The sequence below is a fragment of the Sellimonas catena genome (assembly GCF_027924685.1).
In the GTDB taxonomy this organism is placed as follows: domain Bacteria; phylum Bacillota; class Clostridia; order Lachnospirales; family Lachnospiraceae; genus Sellimonas; species Sellimonas catena.
Map to the genome: position 1 here is coordinate 37,365 of NZ_BSBO01000010.1, position 19,924 is coordinate 57,288.

The 19,924-nt window shown below is 46.2% G+C and carries 18 protein-coding genes, 1 tRNA gene and 1 other annotated feature; of the genes, 17 read left to right on the top strand and 2 right to left on the bottom strand.

The genetic code is table 11. The features are described from left to right. Position 1 precedes the first annotated feature (1 nt). The 12 genes from Selli1_RS06185 to Selli1_RS06240 all read left to right on the top strand — a co-directional run bounded on the left by Selli1_RS06185 (position 2) and on the right by Selli1_RS06240 (position 12,221). Positions 2 to 712, top strand: coding sequence for an ABC transporter ATP-binding protein (locus tag Selli1_RS06185; protein WP_087167362.1), 711 nt, complete (start codon positions 2 to 4; stop codon positions 710 to 712). Continuing rightward, positions 705 to 2,336: a hypothetical protein gene (locus Selli1_RS06190; RefSeq protein WP_281872514.1), complete on the top strand. Its 1,632-nt coding sequence runs from the start codon at positions 705 to 707 to the stop codon at positions 2,334 to 2,336. The genes Selli1_RS06185 and Selli1_RS06190 overlap by 8 nt, the downstream gene beginning before the upstream one ends. A gap of 103 nt (positions 2,337 to 2,439) precedes the next feature. Further along, positions 2,440 to 3,003, top strand: coding sequence for a 2-C-methyl-D-erythritol 2,4-cyclodiphosphate synthase (gene ispF, locus Selli1_RS06195; RefSeq protein ID WP_281872516.1), 564 nt, complete (start codon positions 2,440 to 2,442; stop codon positions 3,001 to 3,003). After that, positions 3,000 to 4,169 carry a GNAT family N-acetyltransferase gene (locus tag Selli1_RS06200; protein ID WP_281872518.1) on the top strand — a complete coding sequence of 390 codons (1,170 nt, stop codon included), beginning with the start codon at positions 3,000 to 3,002 and terminating at the stop codon, positions 4,167 to 4,169. Before ispF ends, Selli1_RS06200 begins: the two co-directional genes overlap by 4 nt. Before the next feature lie 56 nt (positions 4,170 to 4,225). Then, positions 4,226 to 4,449, top strand: a binding site (T-box leader). Between the two features lie 107 nt (positions 4,450 to 4,556). Beyond that, positions 4,557 to 5,963, top strand: a complete 1,407-nt coding sequence (cysS, locus tag Selli1_RS06205; protein ID WP_087167358.1) for a cysteine--tRNA ligase — start codon at positions 4,557 to 4,559, stop codon at positions 5,961 to 5,963. Further along, a complete protein-coding gene (locus Selli1_RS06210; RefSeq protein ID WP_087167357.1) occupies positions 5,948 to 6,418 on the top strand; it encodes a Mini-ribonuclease 3 in 471 nt (156 codons plus the stop codon). The genes cysS and Selli1_RS06210 overlap by 16 nt, the downstream gene beginning before the upstream one ends. Further along, positions 6,399 to 7,151, top strand: a complete 753-nt coding sequence (gene rlmB / locus Selli1_RS06215; RefSeq protein WP_087167356.1) for a 23S rRNA (guanosine(2251)-2'-O)-methyltransferase RlmB — start codon at positions 6,399 to 6,401, stop codon at positions 7,149 to 7,151. Before Selli1_RS06210 ends, rlmB begins: the two co-directional genes overlap by 20 nt. Before the next feature lie 15 nt (positions 7,152 to 7,166). Continuing rightward, a complete protein-coding gene (locus Selli1_RS06220; protein ID WP_087167355.1) occupies positions 7,167 to 7,772 on the top strand; it encodes a sigma-70 family RNA polymerase sigma factor in 606 nt (201 codons plus the stop codon). Positions 7,773 to 7,937: 165 nt separating this feature from the next. After that, entirely contained in the window at positions 7,938 to 8,402 is a 465-nt protein-coding gene (locus Selli1_RS06225) for a MarR family winged helix-turn-helix transcriptional regulator (RefSeq protein WP_118635724.1), read from the top strand. Positions 8,403 to 8,421: 19 nt separating this feature from the next. Further along, positions 8,422 to 10,155: an ABC transporter ATP-binding protein gene (locus tag Selli1_RS06230; protein ID WP_118635723.1), complete on the top strand. Its 1,734-nt coding sequence runs from the start codon at positions 8,422 to 8,424 to the stop codon at positions 10,153 to 10,155. After that, a complete protein-coding gene (locus Selli1_RS06235; protein ID WP_118635722.1) occupies positions 10,148 to 12,040 on the top strand; it encodes an ABC transporter ATP-binding protein in 1,893 nt (630 codons plus the stop codon). Before Selli1_RS06230 ends, Selli1_RS06235 begins: the two co-directional genes overlap by 8 nt. A gap of 108 nt (positions 12,041 to 12,148) precedes the next feature. Next, a tRNA-Thr gene (locus Selli1_RS06240) sits at positions 12,149 to 12,221 on the top strand. A gap of 55 nt (positions 12,222 to 12,276) precedes the next feature. Here Selli1_RS06240 and Selli1_RS06245 read toward each other — a convergent pair. Then, complete coding sequence (locus tag Selli1_RS06245) at positions 12,277 to 12,744, bottom strand: hypothetical protein (protein WP_330677518.1); 468 nt, start codon at positions 12,742 to 12,744, stop codon at positions 12,277 to 12,279. Then, the gene (locus Selli1_RS06250) at positions 12,738 to 13,109 is read right to left on the bottom strand and encodes a hypothetical protein (RefSeq protein ID WP_281872520.1); all 372 of its coding nucleotides are present in this window, start codon (positions 13,107 to 13,109) and stop codon (positions 12,738 to 12,740) included. Before Selli1_RS06250 ends, Selli1_RS06245 begins: the two co-directional genes overlap by 7 nt. A 349-nt stretch (positions 13,110 to 13,458) precedes the next feature. On the opposite strand from Selli1_RS06250, the gene Selli1_RS06255 reads away from it, so the two are divergent. From Selli1_RS06255 to Selli1_RS06275, 5 genes are all read left to right on the top strand, one after another. Beyond that, complete coding sequence (locus Selli1_RS06255; protein ID WP_334304923.1) at positions 13,459 to 14,505, top strand: alcohol dehydrogenase; 1,047 nt, start codon at positions 13,459 to 13,461, stop codon at positions 14,503 to 14,505. Positions 14,506 to 14,601: 96 nt separating this feature from the next. Continuing rightward, a complete protein-coding gene (locus Selli1_RS06260) occupies positions 14,602 to 16,272 on the top strand; it encodes a glutamine--tRNA ligase/YqeY domain fusion protein (RefSeq protein ID WP_087252944.1) in 1,671 nt (556 codons plus the stop codon). 2 nt (positions 16,273 to 16,274) lie between these two features. Next, on the top strand, positions 16,275 to 17,672 hold the full coding sequence (gene pdxR, locus Selli1_RS06265) for a MocR-like pyridoxine biosynthesis transcription factor PdxR (protein WP_087167350.1): 1,398 nt from the start codon (positions 16,275 to 16,277) through the stop codon (positions 17,670 to 17,672). A 111-nt stretch (positions 17,673 to 17,783) separates the two neighbouring features. Further along, positions 17,784 to 18,008, top strand: a complete 225-nt coding sequence (locus Selli1_RS06270) for a hypothetical protein (protein WP_087167349.1) — start codon at positions 17,784 to 17,786, stop codon at positions 18,006 to 18,008. A 103-nt stretch (positions 18,009 to 18,111) separates the two neighbouring features. Further along, entirely contained in the window at positions 18,112 to 19,857 is a 1,746-nt protein-coding gene (locus Selli1_RS06275) for a glycoside hydrolase family 35 protein (protein ID WP_281844566.1), read from the top strand. The last annotated feature ends 67 nt before the right edge of the window (positions 19,858 to 19,924 follow it).

Below are 19,924 nucleotides of genomic sequence, written 5' to 3' on the forward strand. Positions count from 1 at the left end.
TATGGAATTACGTTTAAATAATGTGAAGAAATCTTTTGGCAGCAAGGTGGTTTTGCATGATTGTTCCTTTGTGTTTGAAAAGGGAAAGATTTATGGGCTTCTTGGGCGTAATGGAGCTGGTAAGACGACGTTGTTTAATTGCCTGAGTGATGAGATTCAGCCGGATTCAGGGGCTGCTATGCTCTGGGACGGAGAAAACGAGCGGGAGATAATGCCGGATGAGATTGGATATGTGTTTTCGGTGCCGGTGCTTCCGGATTTTTTGACGGGTGAAGAGTTTGTGCGGTTTTTTATGGATATTAACAGGGACAGGATTGAGCCGGGGACGAGTGCGGAAGCGTATTTTGATCTGGTGCAGATTGACCAGGAGGACAGGAAGAAGCTGATCAAGGGATATTCTCATGGAATGAAGAATAAGCTTCAGATGATTTGTTTTATGATCTCAAGGCCGCCGGTGATTCTTCTGGATGAGCCGCTGACTTCACTGGATGTAGTTGTTGCGCTGGAGATGAAGCGTCTTCTGCGCAGTATGCAGAAGGATCATGTGATCATTTTCTCTACGCATATTCTGCAGCTTGCGACGGATCTCTGTGATGAGATCGTCATTTTAAGTGACGGGAGACTCAGGCAGATCGACCATGAGATGTTGAAGCAGAAGGATTTTGAAGAACAGATCATTGAATTATTGAAGGATGAGGAAAGCCATGGTTAGAACATTACAGCAGATTATTATGTTAAAAGCAACAATTGTGACGAATACGTTCCTGTATTATCTGAAGAGACTGTGGGTGATCGGGAAGCATGTTCCGGACAGTGTGTATGGGAATCGGGAACTGAAGATGGTGCTTGCGGTGTTGTTTACAATTCTTGGTCAGGTTTTCAGTCTGGCGGGGAAGGCGCTTTACATATTTCTTTTTGCTGTCCTTCCGGCACTTTTTGCTGGTACGGCGGAAAGTGGAGTGAGATTTGACAGTCTGGTTCAGATCCTGTTCTTTTTGTCCTGTATTATGGGACCGCTTCAGGATAGTGTGGTCTTTAAAGTAACGAAAGAGAAATTTACCGCGATACGGTACATGAAAATGGATGTGGAAAAGTATACAAAGGTATATCTTCTTTACTGTTATATCCCGTTCGCATTGTATTTTCTGATTTGCATCATGACAGCTTCCTGGTTTACGGGAGGAAGTATTGCAGACGGTATATGTCTCTGGATTGTCATTGTGATGATGCGTGCTGCGGGCGAGGCGTTTCAGGTATGGCTGTATGACCGGAAAGGGATTGTGTTCTCCAGAAAAACCGGATGGGTATGGACAATTATTTTTCTGTCCGTTGCCGGTGCATATACTGTGTTCGTGCCGTGGGGACCATTTTTGACTGCAGAGAGACTGTTTCATCCTGTTTTACTTGTTCTGATTTGTATTGTGGGTGTGATTTCGGCGTGGTATATTCTGTCAGGATACCGTTGTTACCGCCGGAAACTCCACAGGACGGTAGAAGAGCAATGGCTGTTTTCTTCCATTGTCAATCAATCCACTCAGGCGGCAAATGAGAAGTCTGTGGGAATTCGGGAGCAGGATCTGCATGCAGACAGCAGAAAGATGGCGGGAGTGGAAAAGCTTCACGGCTATGAATACTTTAATGCTTTGTTTTTCCTGAGGCACAGGAGGCAGATTCTAAGACCGGTGTACTATCGTCTGGCGGCAGTCGTGGGCTTTTTTATCGCAGGTGTAATGTTCAGAGTGGGAATGCCGGAAGTAGCGTATCTGGGAGCAGAAAACCTTGCGGATTTCCTTCCGATTTTCGTTTTTGTTATGTATATGATGACGGTGGCTGACAAGGCCTGCAAGGCAATGTTTTATAATTGCGATAAAAGTATGCTGAAATTCGGTTTCTACCGGAATCCAAAGACGCTTCTATCCAATTTTCGGATCCGTCTGGTAAAAATCGCGGGGTATAATCTGGTGATCGGAGCTGCAATCTGTGCAGCGGTGGCAGGATTTCGTGGAATCTGCGGTATCTGGAATTTTGGACAGAACATGTTTTTGTTTTGTGCGGCAGTACTGATGCTTTCTGTGTTCTTTACCGTGCATCACCTGTTTTTGTACTACGTATTCCAGCCGTATTCTGAAGAGATGAATGTAAAAAATCCGTTTTTTCAGGCAATTAATATGGCGGTCTATCTGATTTGTTTTCTGTGTTATGAGCTTCAGGCAAACGGTACTCTCACAGGAAATCTTCCGTTTACCGCAGGTGTGCTGGTTGTGACACTTGCCTATATTGTGGCGGCGCTCATTCTGGTGTACCGCTATGCCCCGAAAATGTTCCGCGTTAAATAATGTTCCCGAAAAATCAGTAGTTTTTGGGAAGAATATGTTAAAATAAGATGGAAAAGAGTACAATACATGACAGATGAACGCGAAAAGGAAAGGAGGAGTCTTATTGAGAGTAGGAATGGGATATGATGCCCATAAATTGACAGAAGGAAGAGACTTGATTATCGGAGGGGTGAAGATTCCATATGAAAAGGGGCTTTTGGGTCATTCGGACGCGGACGTGCTTTTGCATGCGGTCATGGATGCGCTTCTCGGCGCCGCGGCCCTTGGAGATATCGGTCTTCACTTTCCGGATACAGACGAAACATACAAAGGAGCATCCAGCCTGAAACTTCTGGAACAGGTTGGAGAGCTTCTTGATGAACACTTATATGTGATTGAAAATATCGATGCGACAATCATTGCGCAGCGGCCAAAGATGCGTCCGCATATTGATGCCATGCGGGAAAATATTGCAAGGACGCTTGCCATTGATGTGGATCAGGTCAACATCAAGGCAACCACGGAAGAAGGTCTTGGATTTACCGGAAGCGGAGAGGGAATTTCCGCCCAGGCAGTCTGCTGCATTGAAAAGGCAACGAATTTCAGCTATGACGTGACGTGGCAGGAAGGCGGATGCCGGGGATGCCCTGGATGTCACGGTGTGTCGGATGACCGGGTGATGGAATGAAAATAAGAAAGCTGAAACAAGAGGAGCACAGAATGACCCGATCGCTCTGGGAAGAGATTTTTACGGAGGACGACGAGGCGTTTCTTGATTATTATTATCAGGTGAAAACGGCGGAGAATTCCATCTATATCATAGAAGAAGAGGACGGGCCGGTCTCCATGCTGCAGCTTAATCCATATCCGGTGCAGTTTTTGGGGGAAACATGCCTGCTTCACTATATTATAGCGGTGGCAACAAAGAAGGAATACCGGAGCCGGGGCTATATGACGCGGCTTTTGCAAATGTCTGCCAAAGACATGTATCAGGCAGGAGAGCCGTTCACTTATTTGATGCCGGCTGCGGAGGGAATTTATTATCCGCATGGATTCCGGTTTGTCTACCGCCAGTGCCGGATAGAGGGAAAACCATCCGGAGAAAAAGGACAAGATGGGACTTTGGCAGGATGCCAGGTGCGGTACGCCGGGGAATCGGACTGTCAGGCACTTGCCTGCCTTGCAGAAGAGCTGCTGGGACAGATGCCTTTCATCCGCGCTGTCCGGACAGAACGTTACTATAGGACGATCTTAAAAGAACAGCAAAGCGAAGGCGGAGGAATCCTGCTTACGGAAAAGGACGGAAAACCGACCGGATTTGTCGTTTATGGATGTTATGAAGGAAAGGCAGAGCTTCGGGAGCCGCTGTTCGAGAAAAAAGAAGACTGGGAGCAGATCCTCGCGTTTCTGAATGAGGAACCGGTAAAAACCGTCCAGATTTCAGGGGCCCGCCCGGAGGATGCGGCATGGCTTAAAGAAGAACTGGAAGGAGCCGAAGAAAAGGAAGTTCCGGTGATCATGGTCCGGATCGTCCATCTTCAGCACTTTCTGGAACGGTTCCTTGCCCGGAGCAATTTTGAGATCCGGCTTCATATAGAAGATGGACTGATTCCGGAAAATACCGGCTACTGGGAGATCCGGGGACAGGAGGGACAGACTTTATCTGTCCGGAAAACCAAAGCCTCCAAAGAGGCGGAAACGGTTTCTCCGGGGGAACTTGTGACGGTATTGTTTGGCTACTGGTCAGAGCGCAAAGAGGAGCGGGAAGTCTATGAAAACATGGGCCCGCAGATGCGCGTGCTTCTGAAGGGCACCCAACCCGCACCACCGGTATTTTTGAATGAGATTGTATAGAAATGGGAGTTGACAAAATGAGAGTTATCCCATACACTATAACAACAGAAGGATAGAAAAAGGCAGAGAACGGAAAGAGTAGCATATGCATACTTTACAGAGAAGGAAGGCCGCCGGCTGAGAGCCCTCCGAAAGAACGGATATGTGAAGTGCGTCCGGGAGCCGGGTCTGCGAAGGAAAAGTAGCAGATCACGTAGGCAGTCGTTACCTGCACAGATGAGTGGAAAGGGCATCTGCCCTTTTTAATAGAGTGGAACCGCGGATCAACTTCGTCTCTTGGATGTTATCAGGGACGAAGTTTTTCTTTTTATGTGCCGGAAAAATTTTCCGGTGCGATAGAAATGCTCCGTAAGACTCTGCAAAAAAAGAAAAGGAGGAGAATGACAGATGAAACTGTACAATACGATGACACGAAAAAAGGAAGAATTCGTGCCTCTGGAAGAGGGAAAGGTAAAGATGTATGTATGCGGCCCGACCGTTTATAATTTTATTCATATTGGAAATGCAAGACCGATGATTGTCTTTGATACGGTACGCCGCTATTTTGAATACAAAGGATATGAAGTGAATTTTGTTTCCAACTTTACAGACGTAGATGATAAGATCATTAAAAAAGCACTGGAAGAGGGCGTGACGGCAGATGAGATCGCGGCACGCTATATCGCAGAGTGCAAAAAGGATATGGAAGACCTCAACATCAAGCCGGCTACCGCAAATCCGCTGGCGACCCAGGAGATCGGCGGAATGATCGAGATGATCCGGGAACTGATTGAAAAGGGGCATGCCTATGAGAAGAACGGAACCGTTTACTTCCGCACAAGAAGTTTCAAAGACTATGGAAAGCTGTCCCATAAAAATCTGGATGACCTGCAGTCCGGCGGAAGAGAGCTTCTCGTATCCGGCCAGGACGAAAAGGAAGATCCTCTGGATTTCGTACTCTGGAAGCCGAAAAAAGACGGCGAGCCGTTCTGGGATGCACCGTGGAGTAAAGGACGTCCGGGATGGCACATCGAATGCTCGGAAATGTCCAGAAAATATCTGGGCGAGCAGATTGACATTCATGCCGGCGGCGAAGATCTTATTTTCCCGCATCATGAAAATGAAATAGCACAGTCCGAGGCATGCAACGGCAAGGAATTTGCGCGTTACTGGATGCACAATGGATTTTTAAATATTGATAATAAGAAGATGTCAAAATCTCTCGGAAACTTCCGCACTGTACGGGAGATCGGGGAGAAATATGACCTGCAGGTATTCCGGTTCTTTATGCTGAGCGCGCATTACAGAAGCCCGCTGAATTTCAGCGCGGAGCTGATGGAAGCAGCAAAGAACAGTCTGGAGCGTATTACCAATGCTGCAGACCATCTGAAACACCTGATGGAAACAGCACAGACAGAGCAGATGACAGATGTAGAGAAAGAAAACGCGGCAAAGACTGCAGAGTTCATCAAAGAATTTGAAGACGCTATGGAAGATGACTTCAATACAGCCGATGCCATCACTGCTATCTTTGAACTTGTAAAATTTGCCAACACAACAGCAGACGGAGAAAGCTCCAAAGAGTACGCAAAGGCACTTTTTGATCTGATTGTGCGTCTTTGCGATATCCTCGGACTGATTGTGGACAAAGAAGAGGAAATGCTGGATGCGGACATCGAGGCTCTGATCGAGGAGAGAACAAAGGCAAGGAAGGAAAAGAATTTCAAACGTGCTGATGAGATCAGGGATGAGCTTCTGGAAAAAGGAATTGTCTTAAAGGACACAAGAGAAGGAGTACAATGGAAGAGAGTATAACGATGGAACTGGATTCGTATCTGTGTGAAGTCTTTCAGACAGAGGAACATGATATCAGAAGTTATTCCCCTTTGTCCCTTGCCTTTATCGGGGACTGTGTCTATGACCTGGTGATCAAATCGCTGATTATCAGAAAGGGAAACCGCCCGGTGAATGTTATGCAGAAAGAGACGAGCAGGCTTGTGCAGGCATCTGCACAGTCTGCCATGATGAGGGTGATGCAGGAACATCTGACGGAAGAGGAACATGCGGTTTACCGGAGAGGGAGAAACGCAAAATCCGTTTCCCCGGCGAAGAATCAGTCCATCACGGACTATAGACGGGCAACAGGATTTGAAGCGCTGATCGGATATCTTTATCTGAAAAAAAACTACAGACGGATCGTTGATCTGATCAAAACCGGCCTTGTCGGGCTGGAGGAAGCAGAGGAGAAGGATGAAAGACCAGAAGAATAGAAATGAATCGATGATTGAAGGAAGAAATGCGGTGCTGGAAGCATTCCGCTCCGGGAAACCGGTGGATAAGCTGTACGTTCTGGACGGATGTCAGGACGGACCGGTGCGGACCATCGTACGGGAAGCAAAAAAGCACGATACGATTTTAAACTTTGTTACAAAAGAGCGGCTTGACCAGCTCTCGGAAACAAAAAAGCATCAGGGCGTTATTGCAGTAACAGCCGCGTATGAATACTCGGATATTGAGGATATGTTCAACCTTGCGAAGAAGAAGGGGGAGGATCCGTTCCTGATCCTTCTGGATAATATCGAGGATCCGCACAATCTGGGAGCCATTATCCGGACGGCCAATCTGGCGGGCGCCCACGGGGTGATTATTCCGAAACGCCGGGCGGCAGGATTGACCGCGACAGTCGCAAAAACATCGGCAGGGGCGTTAAACTATACTCCGGTTGCAAAGGTGACCAATCTGGTGAAAACAATGGAAGAATTAAAGGAACGGGGACTCTGGTTTGTCTGTGCCGACATGGGAGGCGATGTGATGTACGATGTCGATCTCAAAGGGCCGATCGGGCTTGTGATCGGGAACGAAGGAGAGGGAGTTTCCAGACTCGTAAAGGAAGCATGTGATTTCACTGCGTCAATTCCTATGAAAGGAGAGATTGATTCTCTCAACGCATCTGTGGCGGCCGGCGTACTGGCTTACGAGATTGTTCGCCAGAGGACAAGGTAAAGGAGCGGCAGAAAGATGGCTGATTATGAAACCAGAACAGATGAAGAGCTGATCCAGAGCCTTCGAAGCGGAGAAGCCGAGATTATGGATTTCCTTCTGGAAAAGTATAAGCCCGTGGTTAAGAAAAAAGCGCGGGCGATGTTCCTTTTGGGCGGGGACAGTGATGACCTGATTCAGGAGGGAATGATCGGTTTGTTTAAAGCGGTGCAGGATTACGATCCGGAGCAGGAGGCTTCCTTTGAAACCTTTGCGACGATCTGTGTGACAAGACAGCTGTATTCAGCGATCCGGGCATCGAGGAGGAAGAAACATCTGCCGCTGAATTCCTATGTTTCTCTCTATGATAAACAGGAGATTTCCGAGGAAAAGGAATCCGAGCTGATCGGTCTCCAGAATACTTCATCCAACAATAATCCGGAGGATCTGGTGATTCACAAGGAATCCGAGGATTCTTTCATGAAAGATCTGGAGGGACGTCTGAGTGATCTGGAAAAGAGGGTGTTGTACCTGCATCTGCTTGGAACCGATTATAAAACGATTGCAGGGCTTCTGGGAAAGAAGCCGAAGACGGTGGACAATGCCCTGCAGAGAATTAAAACAAAAGCAGAGGACCTGCTCTGATTATATTGTAAAACAGTAAAAACCGCCAAAATATTCATTGAAAAATGCGAGTGTTTTGGCGGTTTTTCTGTTATATAAATAACAATTGGAAAAATGTTGACAGGTCAAGGAAAAAACCTTATAATCCTACTGTTAGGAAACGAACAAATCATAGGAGTGGAAACGATGGACCAAGAGTTACGTAAGGCACGGGAGCATCACGTTGGGAGAATCATCCATATGCTGTCCCATCAGCTGAAAAGGCGGGGAACGATGCCGGAAGTGGAGATGGGGCTGACGCCGATGCAGAAGCATGTCCTGACCTTTATTCTGTTTGAGACGATGGAGCGGGATCTGTACCAGCGGGATATCGAAGAGGAGTTCCGCATCAGAAGATCTACCGCAAGCGGAATTTTGCAGCTGATGGAAAAAAACGGATTTATTTACCGCAAAAGTGTTGCGAGGGATGCAAGGCTCAAACAGATTATCCCTACGGAAAAGGCAGAGAAACTCAGGATGGATATTCTGGTAAATATTCAGGAGATGGAAAAGAAGCTGACCGGAGGGATTCCGAAAGAGGACCTGGAAGTGTGTCTTCGTGTTCTGCGGAAAATGATCTGCAATCTTTCGGAAGAAGAACAGATCAAATGAATAACTTCAGGAGGTAGAGATGAACAGAAAGCTTTTTAAATCAATCAGGGAATATAAAAAAGAATCCGTTCTCGCACCGTTTTTTGTCATTCTGGAAGTGCTGATGGAAGTATTGATCCCGCTTCTGATGGCAAACATTATCGATATCGGAATTCAGGACGGCAATCTTCCCTACATTATTAAGATGGGCATCCTTCTGGTCGTTATGGCCATGCTTGCTCTCTGGTTCGGAGTAAAGGCCGGTACCTATGCGGCAAGAGCCGGAGCGGGATATGCGAAAAACCTGCGGCATGATATTTTTTACAAGGTTCAGGAGTTTTCCTTTAAAAACATTGACCACTTTTCCACATCCAGCCTTGTAACACGTATGACGACAGATGTTACCAATGTGCAGATGGCGTATATGATGAGCATCCGTCTGCTTGCAAGAGCACCGATTATGATCGTTCTGTCATGGATCATGACACTGACGATCAATGTAAAAATCGCGCTCCTGTTCCTTATTGTAATCCCGCTGCTGGGAGGGACATTGATTTTCATTGCCAAGAAGGCCCATCCTCATTTTATCAAAGTATTTGATGAATACGATGTTCTGAACAACGAGGTACAGGAAAATGTCAATGCGGCCAGAGTGGTAAAGGCATACGTAAGAGAAGATTATGAAATCAGGAAGTTTCATAAAGTCTCCCGGACTGTCTACGATCTCTTTACGAAAGCAGAAAAAATCGTGGCCTGGAACTCTCCGACCATGCAGTTTTTTGTATATGCGGTTGTACTTTGCATGGTGCTGATTGGAGGAAAGGATATTGTATTTGAAACGATGGAAACAGGAGAGCTGACAAGCGTTATTGTCTATGCACTTCAGATTCTTTCTTCCCTGATGATGGTATCTTTTGTTTTCGTTATGATTATGATTGCGGAGGCTTCCAGTGACCGTATTGCGGAGGTACTGGATGAAGTGCCGGAGATGCAGGATAAAGAGGATGCTGTCAAGGTCGTTCCGGATGGATCCATCGATTTTGAACATGTGGATTTCAGCTATGCCGGGGAAGGTGGAAATCTTTCCCTGAAAGATGTCGATATTCACATCAAATCCGGACAGACAATTGGAATTATCGGCGGTACCGGAAGTTCCAAATCTACGTTTGTGCAGCTGATACCAAGACTTTACGATGTGACAAAGGGATGTGTTAAAGTCGGAGGTATTGATGTCAGAGAATACAACCTGGAAGCACTGCGTGACCAGGTATCCATGGTGCTTCAGAAAAATGTGCTTTTTACCGGAACAATTTACGACAATATCCGCTGGGGTGATGAAAACGCATCTGATGAAGAAGTGCAGAGAGTATGTAAGCTTGCTCAGGCAGACACCTTTGTGCAGGAATTCCCGGCTGGCTACAATACAATGATTGTTCAGGGAGGAAACAATGTTTCCGGCGGACAGAAGCAGAGACTTTGTATCGCGAGAGCCCTTCTGAAAAAACCAAAGATTCTGATCCTGGACGATTCCACAAGTGCGGTGGATACGAAGACGGATGCCATGATTCGAAAGGCATTCCGGGAAGAAATTCCGGACACAACAAAGATCATTATCGCGCAGAGAGTCTCTTCTGTTGAGGATGCAGACCTGATTATCGTCATGGATGATGGTAAGATCAACGGAATCGGCACATCTGAAGAGCTTTTAAAGACAAATGCGATTTATCGGGAAGTTTACGAATCGCAGGTAAAGGGAGGTGAGGAAGATGAATAAGAATGACGAAAAGGTACGTGTTTCCAAAGGGACCTTAAAGACGGCAAAACGACTGCTCGGCTATGTGACCAGCCGCTTTAAAGTACAGTTTTTTGCAGTATTTATCTGTATCATTATCAGTTCCATTGCGTCTATTTCGGTATCTCTGTCACTGAAATTTCTGCTGGATGACTTTATTATCCCGCTGATCGGGCAGGAGTCGCCGGATTTCTCAGAGCTTTACATGGCGCTTGGAGTACTTGGAACCATCTTCCTGGCCGGAGTGATTTCTACATTTGTTTACACAAGACTGATGGTAACGATCGGGCAGGGTGTGTTAAAACAGGTCAGAGATGATATGTTTGAACATATGCAGAAACTTCCGATCCGCTATTTTGACCAGAATACCAACGGCTCCATCATGAGTCTTTACACCAATGATACGGATACCCTGCGTCAGATGATTAACCAGTCCATCCCGCAGGTGCTGATGTCTTCCATTACCATCGTGGTTACGTTTATTTCCATGGTGGCGCTGAGCCCGATTCTGACGGTTCTGGCTGTTATTATGATCTTCCTGCTCATCTTTGTCGCAAAGACGATCGGAGGAAACAGTGGAAAATATTTCCTGAAACAGCAGATTGCCATCGCAAATATTACCGGGTTTGTGGAAGAGAGGATGAACGGACAGCGTGTCATCAAGATTTTCAATCATGAGCGTGTATCCGAAGAAGAGTTCGACGAACTGAACGAGAAGCTTTACGACAGTGCGGCAAACGCCAATACTTTCGCGAACATGATGGGACCGATTATCGGAAACATTGGAAACCTGCAGTTTGTACTGACGGCGGTGCTTGGCGGATTTCTGTCCGTCATGGGAGTGGGCGGCATCACCCTTGGTGTCATGGCTTCCTACCTTCAGTTTACAAAGAGTTTTACCCAGCCGTTCATGCAGGTGGCACAGCAGTTTAACTCTATCGTCATGGCGCTTGCCGGCGCAGAGCGGATCTTTGCAATGATGGATGAAGAGCCGGAAGTGGACGAAGGATATGTGACACTGGTCAATGTCCGCAAGGATGCAGAAGGAAATATGATCGAGTGCAAAGAAAGAACCGGTATGTGGGCATGGAAGCATCCGCATCAGGCGGATGGTACCGTGACCTACACGGAACTGAAAGGGGATGTACGGTTCTACGATATGACATTCGGGTATACGGATGAAAAGATGGTGCTCCACGATCTGACACTCTACGCAAAACCGGGACAGAAGATTGCGTTTGTAGGTTCCACCGGAGCCGGAAAGACGACCATCACAAACCTGATCAACCGGTTCTACGATGTGCAGGATGGTAAGATCCGTTACGATGGCATCAATATCAACAAGATCAAAAAGTACGATCTGAGACGTTCTCTTGGAATTGTATTGCAGGATACCCATCTGTTTACCGGAACAATCATGGAAAATATCCGGTACGGAAGACTGGATGCAACGGACGAGGATGTATACGAGGCAGCAAAACTTGCCCACGCGGATCAGTTTATCAATATGCTTCCGAATGGTTATCAGACCATGTTAAGCGGTGACGGAGAAGAACTTTCCCAGGGGCAGAGACAGCTTCTTGCCATCGCGAGGGCAGCTGTATCCAATCCGCCGGTACTGATTCTGGACGAAGCAACATCCAGCATTGATACCCGTACGGAAAGCATCGTACAGAAAGGTATGGATAACCTGATGAAAGGACGTACGGTATTTGTCATTGCCCATCGGCTTTCCACGATCCGGAACAGCGATGCTATCATGGTTCTGGAACACGGACGCATTATCGAACGGGGCAATCACGAAGATCTGATCAAACAGAAAGGGACATACTACCAGCTTTATACAGGAAAACTGGAATTGTCATAAACAGAAAACCTTCCGGTACAGCACGAAAAGAAGCTGTACCGGAAGGTTTAAAATTTTCTCTTGACATTTCTGATAATTTACGATATAGTAAATGAGCGTGTTAAATATGCTGCCTTGGCTCAGTCGGTAGAGCGTCGCCTTGGTAAGGCGGAGGTCGGCGGTTCAAGTCCGCTAGGCAGCTTAAAAAACTCCTGAGAAATCAGGAGTTTTTTCATTTTCATGTCCGCACACGTAAACTATTCATTTATATTTGGAATACATTGAGAAATAAACTCATCGATAGAAGCCGCTTTGGCAGCAACTTTGCTCCAGACGGTTAAAAGCTCAGGGTCTTTTTCAGAAAGAATCCGCTCTTTCAGAGGCTCAGTGACATCCCCAAGATCTGCCAGAAATGAAAGAACAATTTGAGCTTTTCCTAAACATATTCCCTCATTTTTGCTGATACGCCGTGTTTCCTGAACGTCATAAGCTTCAAAATTTTCAAACAGCATTGCAAAATCCCTCCGTTCGATCTGATCTGCAAAAGCAACAATTTCTTCTTTCGGAACATTAAGACGGTGTAGAAGGACAGAGATAATTTTAGCAATCAACTGTAAAAGCGAGTCAGGAGAATTACGGCTAATCTCTTCCAAATAACCATCTGGCACTTCCTGTAATTGCCGGAAATCAGCTGCACTTCTTAATTTATCAATCAGCATTACCAAGGACAGTTCATCTCGTGATCTACTTTGGACTGATGCTCAATCAGTGTAATTAAAAAAATAGACTCGGATTCAGGACAATCTTTCAAATGGATTTCTTTAATTGAATCAGAATCTCGCTCTTCATGCCACATAGAAATAAAACGCTCGGAAATATCTGTAATATCTTCCGGCTGAACGTCTTTTAGAAGTTCAATATTCGTATATCCCCGCAAAAATTGTGCACATAAAATGGGATTGCCGAAAATCAGTTTTGCACCACTATCTTTCACCTTTTTATTGGTAATTTGTGCATCTGAGAAATTGATGTTTTGCTCTTTTTGCATGTCTGTCGAACTGCCATTGTTCTTTTGCGTAATTTCTGTCATAAATGTCTCCTTTCTTGAGTGGAATACAGAAAAAACGGACAGACTGCTTCTTAAACTGATTTTATCAATGAATGCAAAAAAATACAATGAAAATCAAGCGATTCTCTTCGTTTTCCCTAATATTCCTGTTGGTTATGTGAAACGTGATAAATTTGGCCGAAGGGCCGGGATTTTCTGCGGGAAATTATAGTTTCCCGGTAGGACAACAGAAAAAAGAAGTCCTGAATAGATATTCTCAGTATAAAGAAGGAACCGAAAAAAAGCAAGAGGAGATTTGAGACTCTTCCGGAGAAATGATATAATTAGAATCAGTGAATAATATAGTATCAGGGAAAAGGAGGCGTTTACGTTGAAAGCAATGGTTTATCAGGGAGAGGGAAGAGCCGCGCTTCTTCAGAAGCCGCGCCCGGTCATCCAGAAGCCGACGGATGCTATCATCCGGGTGACCCTTTCGACGATCTGTTCCAGTGATATTCACATCCTGCATGGTGCGGTTCCAAAAGCGGTGCCGGGTGTGACTCTGGGACATGAATTTGTCGGCATTGTGGAGGAGACCGGACCTGCAGTCAGAAGCGTTTCCGTTGGAGACCGGGTGGCGGTCAATGTAGAGACATTCTGCGGAGAATGCTTTTTCTGCAAAAGAGGATATGTGAATAACTGTACTGATCCGGAGGGTGGATGGTCGCTTGGATGCCGGATAGACGGAGGACAGGCGGAGTACGCAAGGATTCCTTTTGCAGATCAGGGACTTATCAGGATACCGGATGAAGTGTCTGACGAGGAGGCGCTGTTCACCGGGGATCTTCTTTCCACCGGATACTGGGCGGCACAGATGGTGGAGATCCGGAAAGAAGATACGGTCGTGGTTATCGGGGCAGGACCTGCGGGACTTTGCACGATGCTCTGCGCAAGACTGTATGAGCCAAAACGGATTATTGCCATTGACTGTATGAAAGAACGCCTTGCCTTCGCGGAAAAATACAAGATGGCGGATCTGACATTTACACCGGACGATATGGATCTTCTGGAACGGGAGATCCGGGCACTGACAGGCGGACGCGGGGCTGATGCTGTCGTAGAGGCGGCAGGAGGCACCAACACCTTTGAGATGGCATGGAGACTGGCACGTCCCAATGCAGTGATCGGGCTGGAAGCCATGTACGAAGAACCACAGACACTTCCGCTCCCGGATATGTACGGGAAAAATCTGATCTGGAAATCCGGAGGGGTAGACGCATGCAAATGCAAAGAGATTCTGGAACTGATCCGGGAGGGCAGACTGGATGCCAGACCTTTGATTACCCACACATGCACACTTTCCGAGATCGAAAAGGCATACCGGATCTTCGAAAACCATGAAGACGGTGTGATGAAATACGCAGTCTATCCGGAATAGTTTGATGCCGCTCGTTTGCGGTTTTGGCTTGTGGTTGCAGGTGTTTTATGGTAACATAAAAGTTATGAATAAAACCAAACCTATGAGGAGGGCTTTATGGAGACAACAGCAACTGAATCCAGGAATTTTATTGAGCAGGAAATAGAAAAAGATTTGAGGGAAGGAGTGTATGATCATGTCTGCACACGGTTTCCACCGGAGCCGAATGGATATCTGCATATCGGACATGCAAAGTCAATCCTTCTGAATTATGGTCTCGCACAGAAATACAATGGGGAATTCCACATGCGTTTTGATGATACGAACCCGACAAAAGAGCGTATGGAGTTCGTAGATTCTATTAAGGAAGATATCCAGTGGCTCGGCGCGGACTGGGGCGATCATCTGTACTTTGCATCCGATTATTTTGATGTGATGTATGAGTGCGCGGTAAAGCTGATTAAAAAGGGAAAAGCATATGTCTGTGATCTGACTCCGGATGAGATCAGAGAATACAGAGGAACTTTGACAGAGCCTGGCAAGGAGAGTCCGTACCGGAACCGTTCCGTGGAAGAGAACCTGGAATTATTTGAAAATATGAAGAATGGCGTTTACAAAGATGGAGAAAAGGTACTCCGTGCCAGGATAGACATGGCATCCCCGAATATCAATATGAGAGATCCGATCCTGTACCGCGTGGCACATATGACTCACCACAATACAGGAGACAAATGGTGCATCTATCCGATGTACGATTTCGCGCACCCGATTGAAGATGCGGTTGAGAAGATCACACATTCCATCTGTACACTGGAGTTTGAGGATCACCGCCCGCTTTATGACTGGGTAGTCAGAGAGTGCGAGTTTGACCACGGCCCGAGACAGATTGAGTTTGCAAAGCTTTATCTGACCAATGTCGTGACCGGAAAGCGTTACATTAAAAAGCTGGTAGAAGAAAAGATCGTCGATGGCTGGGATGACCCGAGACTGGTGTCAATCGCTGCCCTCAGAAGAAGAGGATTTACGCCGGAATCCATCCGGATGTTTGTAGAGCTGTGCGGGGTTTCCAAAGCACAGAGTTCTGTAGACTACGCGATGCTTGAGTACTGCATCCGTGAGGATCTGAAGCTGAAACGCCCAAGAATGATGGCAGTACTGGATCCGATCAAACTTGTGATTGACAACTATCCGGAAGGAGAAGTGGAATATCTCGAGGCAGATAACAATCTGGAAAATGAAGCACTTGGAAAACGTATGGTACCGTTTGGCAGAGAGCTTTATATCGAGAGAGAAGATTTCATGGAAGAGCCTCCGAAGAAATACTTCCGTCTGTTCCCGGGCAACGAAGTGCGCCTGATGAATGCGTATTTTGTAAAATGTACCGGATGCGAAAAGGATGAAAACGGTAATGTGACAGTCGTACACTGCACCTATGATCCGGAGACAAAATGCGGCACCGGATTTACCGGCCGGAAAGTCAAAGGAACGATTCACTGGGTGGCAGCGCCGACAGCAGTGAAAGCAACCGTACGTCTTTATGAAAACCTGATTGATGAGGAGAAAGGCGTATACAATAAGGAGGACGGGTCTTTGAACCTGAATCCGAATTCTCTGGAAGTAAGAGAGTGCTATGTAGAGCCGAATTTCCAGGATGCAAAGGCATACGACAGCTTCCAGTTCGTACGCCAGGGATACTTCTGTGTGGATTCCAAAGATTCCAGACCGGATGCACTGGTATTTAACAGAATCGTATCACTCAAGAGCTCCTTTAAACTTCCGAAAAAATAAAAATGAATGAATTGACAATGAATCTGGAACCGCACAGTGCGGTTCCTCTTTATGAACAGATTTATCAGTATATCAAAAATGACATACAGAAAGGGAGGATTTCCGCAGGGGAAAAACTCCCTTCTACCCGTTCTCTGGCCGGCTATCTGGAAGTCAGCAGAAGTACGGTGGAACTTGCCTATGAACAGCTTGTATCGGAAGGTTATATCGAATCGGTACCGTACAAAGGGACATTTGTGCTGGATGTTAAGGAACTGTACCGGCTAAAACCGAAAAAGACAGTTGCAGGAGGACAGCAGGAGAAGAAAAAAGATATCCTGTATGACTTTTCTCCGCACGGGGTAGATCTGAAGCGTTTCCCGTATCAGGTGTGGAGAAAGCTCTCGAAAGATGTGCTGGGGGAGGACAAGTCCGAGCTGTTCCGGATGGGAGATCCGCAGGGGGAATATGGACTGAGAAGAGTCGTCGCCTCCTATCTTTACCAGGCGCGGGGGGTCAACTGTACGCCGGAACAGATCATCATCGGGGCAGGGAACGACTATATGCTTCTTCTGCTCCATACGATTCTTGGACATAATCATAAAGTGGCGTTCGAAAATCCGACTTACCGACAGGCATACCGGATGTTTGAGCGGCTCGGATATCCGGTATGTACCGTGGATATGGACAAATACGGAATGGAAGCCAGTATCCTTCGGGAGACGGATGCGGATATTGCCTATGTCATGCCGTCCCACCAGTATCCCCTTGGAATTGTTATGCCGATCAGGCGGAGAATGGAGCTCCTGGCATGGGCAGATGAAAAAGAAGGGCGTTATCTGATCGAGGATGATTACGACAGTGAATTCCGTTATAAAGGAAAACCGATCCCGGCGCTGAAAGGTTACGATGCGTCGGAGAAGGTGATCTATCTCGGCACTTTTTCCAAATCCATCGCTCCGGCTATCCGTATGAGTTACATGGTACTTCCGGAAAGCCTGATGAAAGTTTATCAGGCGGCCTGCCGGTTTATCAATCCGACCGTATCCAGAGTGGATCAGATGATTCTGCAGAAGTTTATCGAAGACGGTCATTACGAGCGTCACCTCAACCGGATGCGGGCACTTTATAAAGGAAGGCACGATACCTTTCTGAACTGTCTGAAACCATTTGCAGGAAAATGCAGGATTTCCGGAGAACATGCCGGTGTCCACCTGCTTTTGACATTTGAGAACGGACGGTCGGAAGAGGAACTGATCCGGCTTGCAAGGGAGGAAAAAGTGGCGGTCTACGGTCTTTCCTCCTACGATACACAGGGGACCAGAAAAAACCAGGCTTCTGTGCTTCTCGGTTATGCCAATATGGAAGAAGACCAGATTAAAGAAGCAGTGGAAATCCTGAAAAAAGCCTGGCTTTCCTGAGAAAAATCAAATGTGAATTTTTCAAAAAAAGGCTTTCAAAATCGAGGAAAAACGAGTATAATAAGGAGCTGTCTGATAAGAAAAATATGCACATAAGGCAGGAGAAAAACAATGAGAGAGGTATATGTGAATATTGGTTCAGTGGAGAAAGCAAAAGGACTGAATGGAGTTCTGAGAAAACTGGAGGGGGATTTCGATCTGGTTCAGGGGAGAGCCACGATTGATGCGAAATCCTTTTTGGGGATCCTTAGTATGGATTTATCCAAATCTGTCAAGCTGATCATTCATGACAGTGATTCGGTCGACATGACACTTCTGGAAGAATATATGGCATAGTGACAGAGAGGATAAAAGGGAAAAAGAAAGAAGCATCAAACGGGGATGCTTCTTTCTTTTCATAAAGAGAAACCCGGAAACAAATTTAAGCAGGAGATTAAAAATGGAGAACAGAATAGAAATAAAAGATGAGATTTATGTAAACGGAGAAAAACTGCAGATCATTTCAGGAAGTATCCATTATTTCCGGGTAGTTCCGGAATACTGGAGAGACCGTTTGGAAAAATTAAAGGCCATGGGCTGTAATACGGTGGAAACCTATGTGGCGTGGAATGTCCACGAGCCGTACGAAGGGGAGTTTCACTTTGAAGGAGAATATGATCTTTGCAGATTCATGGAACTGGCACAGGAGCTGGGGTTATATGTGATTTTAAGACCGTCTCCGTATATCTGCGCAGAGTGGGAGTTCGGCGGATTCCCGGCATGGCTTTTAACGAAACCGGGAATCCGGCTTCGCTGCAATAACAAAGTATATCTGGACTGCGTAGAGCGTTATTATGACAAACTGATTCCGATGATTGTGCCGTATCAGTTCACAAAGGGCGGTCCGGTACTGATGCTTCAGATCGAGAACGAATATGGTTCTTATGGAAATGATAAAGAATATCTGAACGCATTGAAAACAATGATGGTAGAACGAGGCATTGAAATACCATTTGTGACTTCGGATGGCACAGATGATCATATGCTGGCTGACGGAGGCGTTGAAGATGTCTGGCAGACTGCAAATTTCGGTTCCAAAGGTTCGGAGAGATTTGACGAGTTGGAAAGTGTCATTGGAAATCAACCGCTGATGTGTATGGAATTCTGGGATGGCTGGTTCGATCACTGGGGACAGGGAGAACATAAAGTTGTAGGTCTTGAGGACCATAGAAAATCCCTGGAAGATATGCTGAATCGGGGACATGTGAACTTCTACATGTTCCATGGTGGAACAAACTTTGGGTTTATGAATGGTTCTAATTATGATGGAAAGCTTCTTCCGGATGTGACATCCTACGATTACGATGCTCCATTAAGCGAGGATGGCCAGATTACAGAGAAGTATCTGGAATTCCAGAAAGTGATTTCCAAATTCCGTGAGATTCCGGAAGTGGAGTTTACAACTCCAATTACAAGAAAATCATATGGAACATTGCAGGTACAGGAAAAAGCAGGACTTTTTGATACGTTGGATACATTAAGCACCCCGGTCAGAGAGGCCATGCCGTTGTCCATGGAGGAACTTGGACAAAATTATGGCTATGTTCTCTACAGAAGTACAATTACCAGAGGAAAAGAGATTCGTTCCTGCGAAATCCGTGGCGGAGCAGACCGTGCAATTCTCTTTGCGGATGGAAAACAGGTAGATATCCGTAATGATTATGAGATGGACAGAACGACTGGATTTGAACTGGAAAATGAGCAGGGAAATCTTGATATTCTGATGGAAAATATGGGAAGAGTCAATTACGGACCGGAAATTGAATTACAGAAAAAAGGAATTACCCATGGGGTTCTGGTCAATGGAACGTTCCATATGGGATGGGATATGTATCCGCTTCCGCTTGAGGACATCTCAAAGGTGGATTTCGCAAGAGATTATGAAGAAGGGATGCCTGCATTCTACAAATTTACATTTGATGCCAGGGAGACGGGAGATACGTTCCTTGACGTGACCGGATTCGGAAAAGGATGCGTGTTTGTAAATGGTAAAAACATCGGAAGATTCTGGGAGGCCGGCCCGCAGAGACGTCTTTATATTCCGGGACCGCTGTTGAGAGAAGGAACCAATGAAATTATTCTGTTTGAGACGGACGGAAAAGCGGTTGAGACAATCTGTCTCATGGATACACCGGATCTGGGATAAATAAAAAATATAACACAACACAAAAGATGTCCCTTGTACACGGAAAACCTGCATAGTATAATAAATA

Coding starts and splice junctions, on each gene's coding strand:
- Selli1_RS06185 (WP_087167362.1), top strand. CDS start 2: ATGGAATTACGTTTAAATAATGTGAAGAAATCTTTTGGCAGCAAGGTG.
- Selli1_RS06190 (WP_281872514.1), top strand. CDS start 705: ATGGTTAGAACATTACAGCAGATTATTATGTTAAAAGCAACAATTGTG.
- Selli1_RS06200 (WP_281872518.1), top strand. CDS start 3,000: ATGAAAATAAGAAAGCTGAAACAAGAGGAGCACAGAATGACCCGATCG.
- cysS (WP_087167358.1), top strand. CDS start 4,557: ATGAAACTGTACAATACGATGACACGAAAAAAGGAAGAATTCGTGCCT.
- Selli1_RS06210 (WP_087167357.1), top strand. CDS start 5,948: ATGGAAGAGAGTATAACGATGGAACTGGATTCGTATCTGTGTGAAGTC.
- rlmB (WP_087167356.1), top strand. CDS start 6,399: ATGAAAGACCAGAAGAATAGAAATGAATCGATGATTGAAGGAAGAAAT.
- Selli1_RS06220 (WP_087167355.1), top strand. CDS start 7,167: ATGGCTGATTATGAAACCAGAACAGATGAAGAGCTGATCCAGAGCCTT.
- Selli1_RS06225 (WP_118635724.1), top strand. CDS start 7,938: ATGGACCAAGAGTTACGTAAGGCACGGGAGCATCACGTTGGGAGAATC.
- Selli1_RS06230 (WP_118635723.1), top strand. CDS start 8,422: ATGAACAGAAAGCTTTTTAAATCAATCAGGGAATATAAAAAAGAATCC.
- Selli1_RS06235 (WP_118635722.1), top strand. CDS start 10,148: ATGAATAAGAATGACGAAAAGGTACGTGTTTCCAAAGGGACCTTAAAG.
- Selli1_RS06250 (WP_281872520.1), bottom strand. CDS start 13,109: ATGACAGAAATTACGCAAAAGAACAATGGCAGTTCGACAGACATGCAA.
- Selli1_RS06260 (WP_087252944.1), top strand. CDS start 14,602: ATGGAGACAACAGCAACTGAATCCAGGAATTTTATTGAGCAGGAAATA.
- pdxR (WP_087167350.1), top strand. CDS start 16,275: ATGAATGAATTGACAATGAATCTGGAACCGCACAGTGCGGTTCCTCTT.
- Selli1_RS06270 (WP_087167349.1), top strand. CDS start 17,784: ATGAGAGAGGTATATGTGAATATTGGTTCAGTGGAGAAAGCAAAAGGA.
- Selli1_RS06275 (WP_281844566.1), top strand. CDS start 18,112: ATGGAGAACAGAATAGAAATAAAAGATGAGATTTATGTAAACGGAGAA.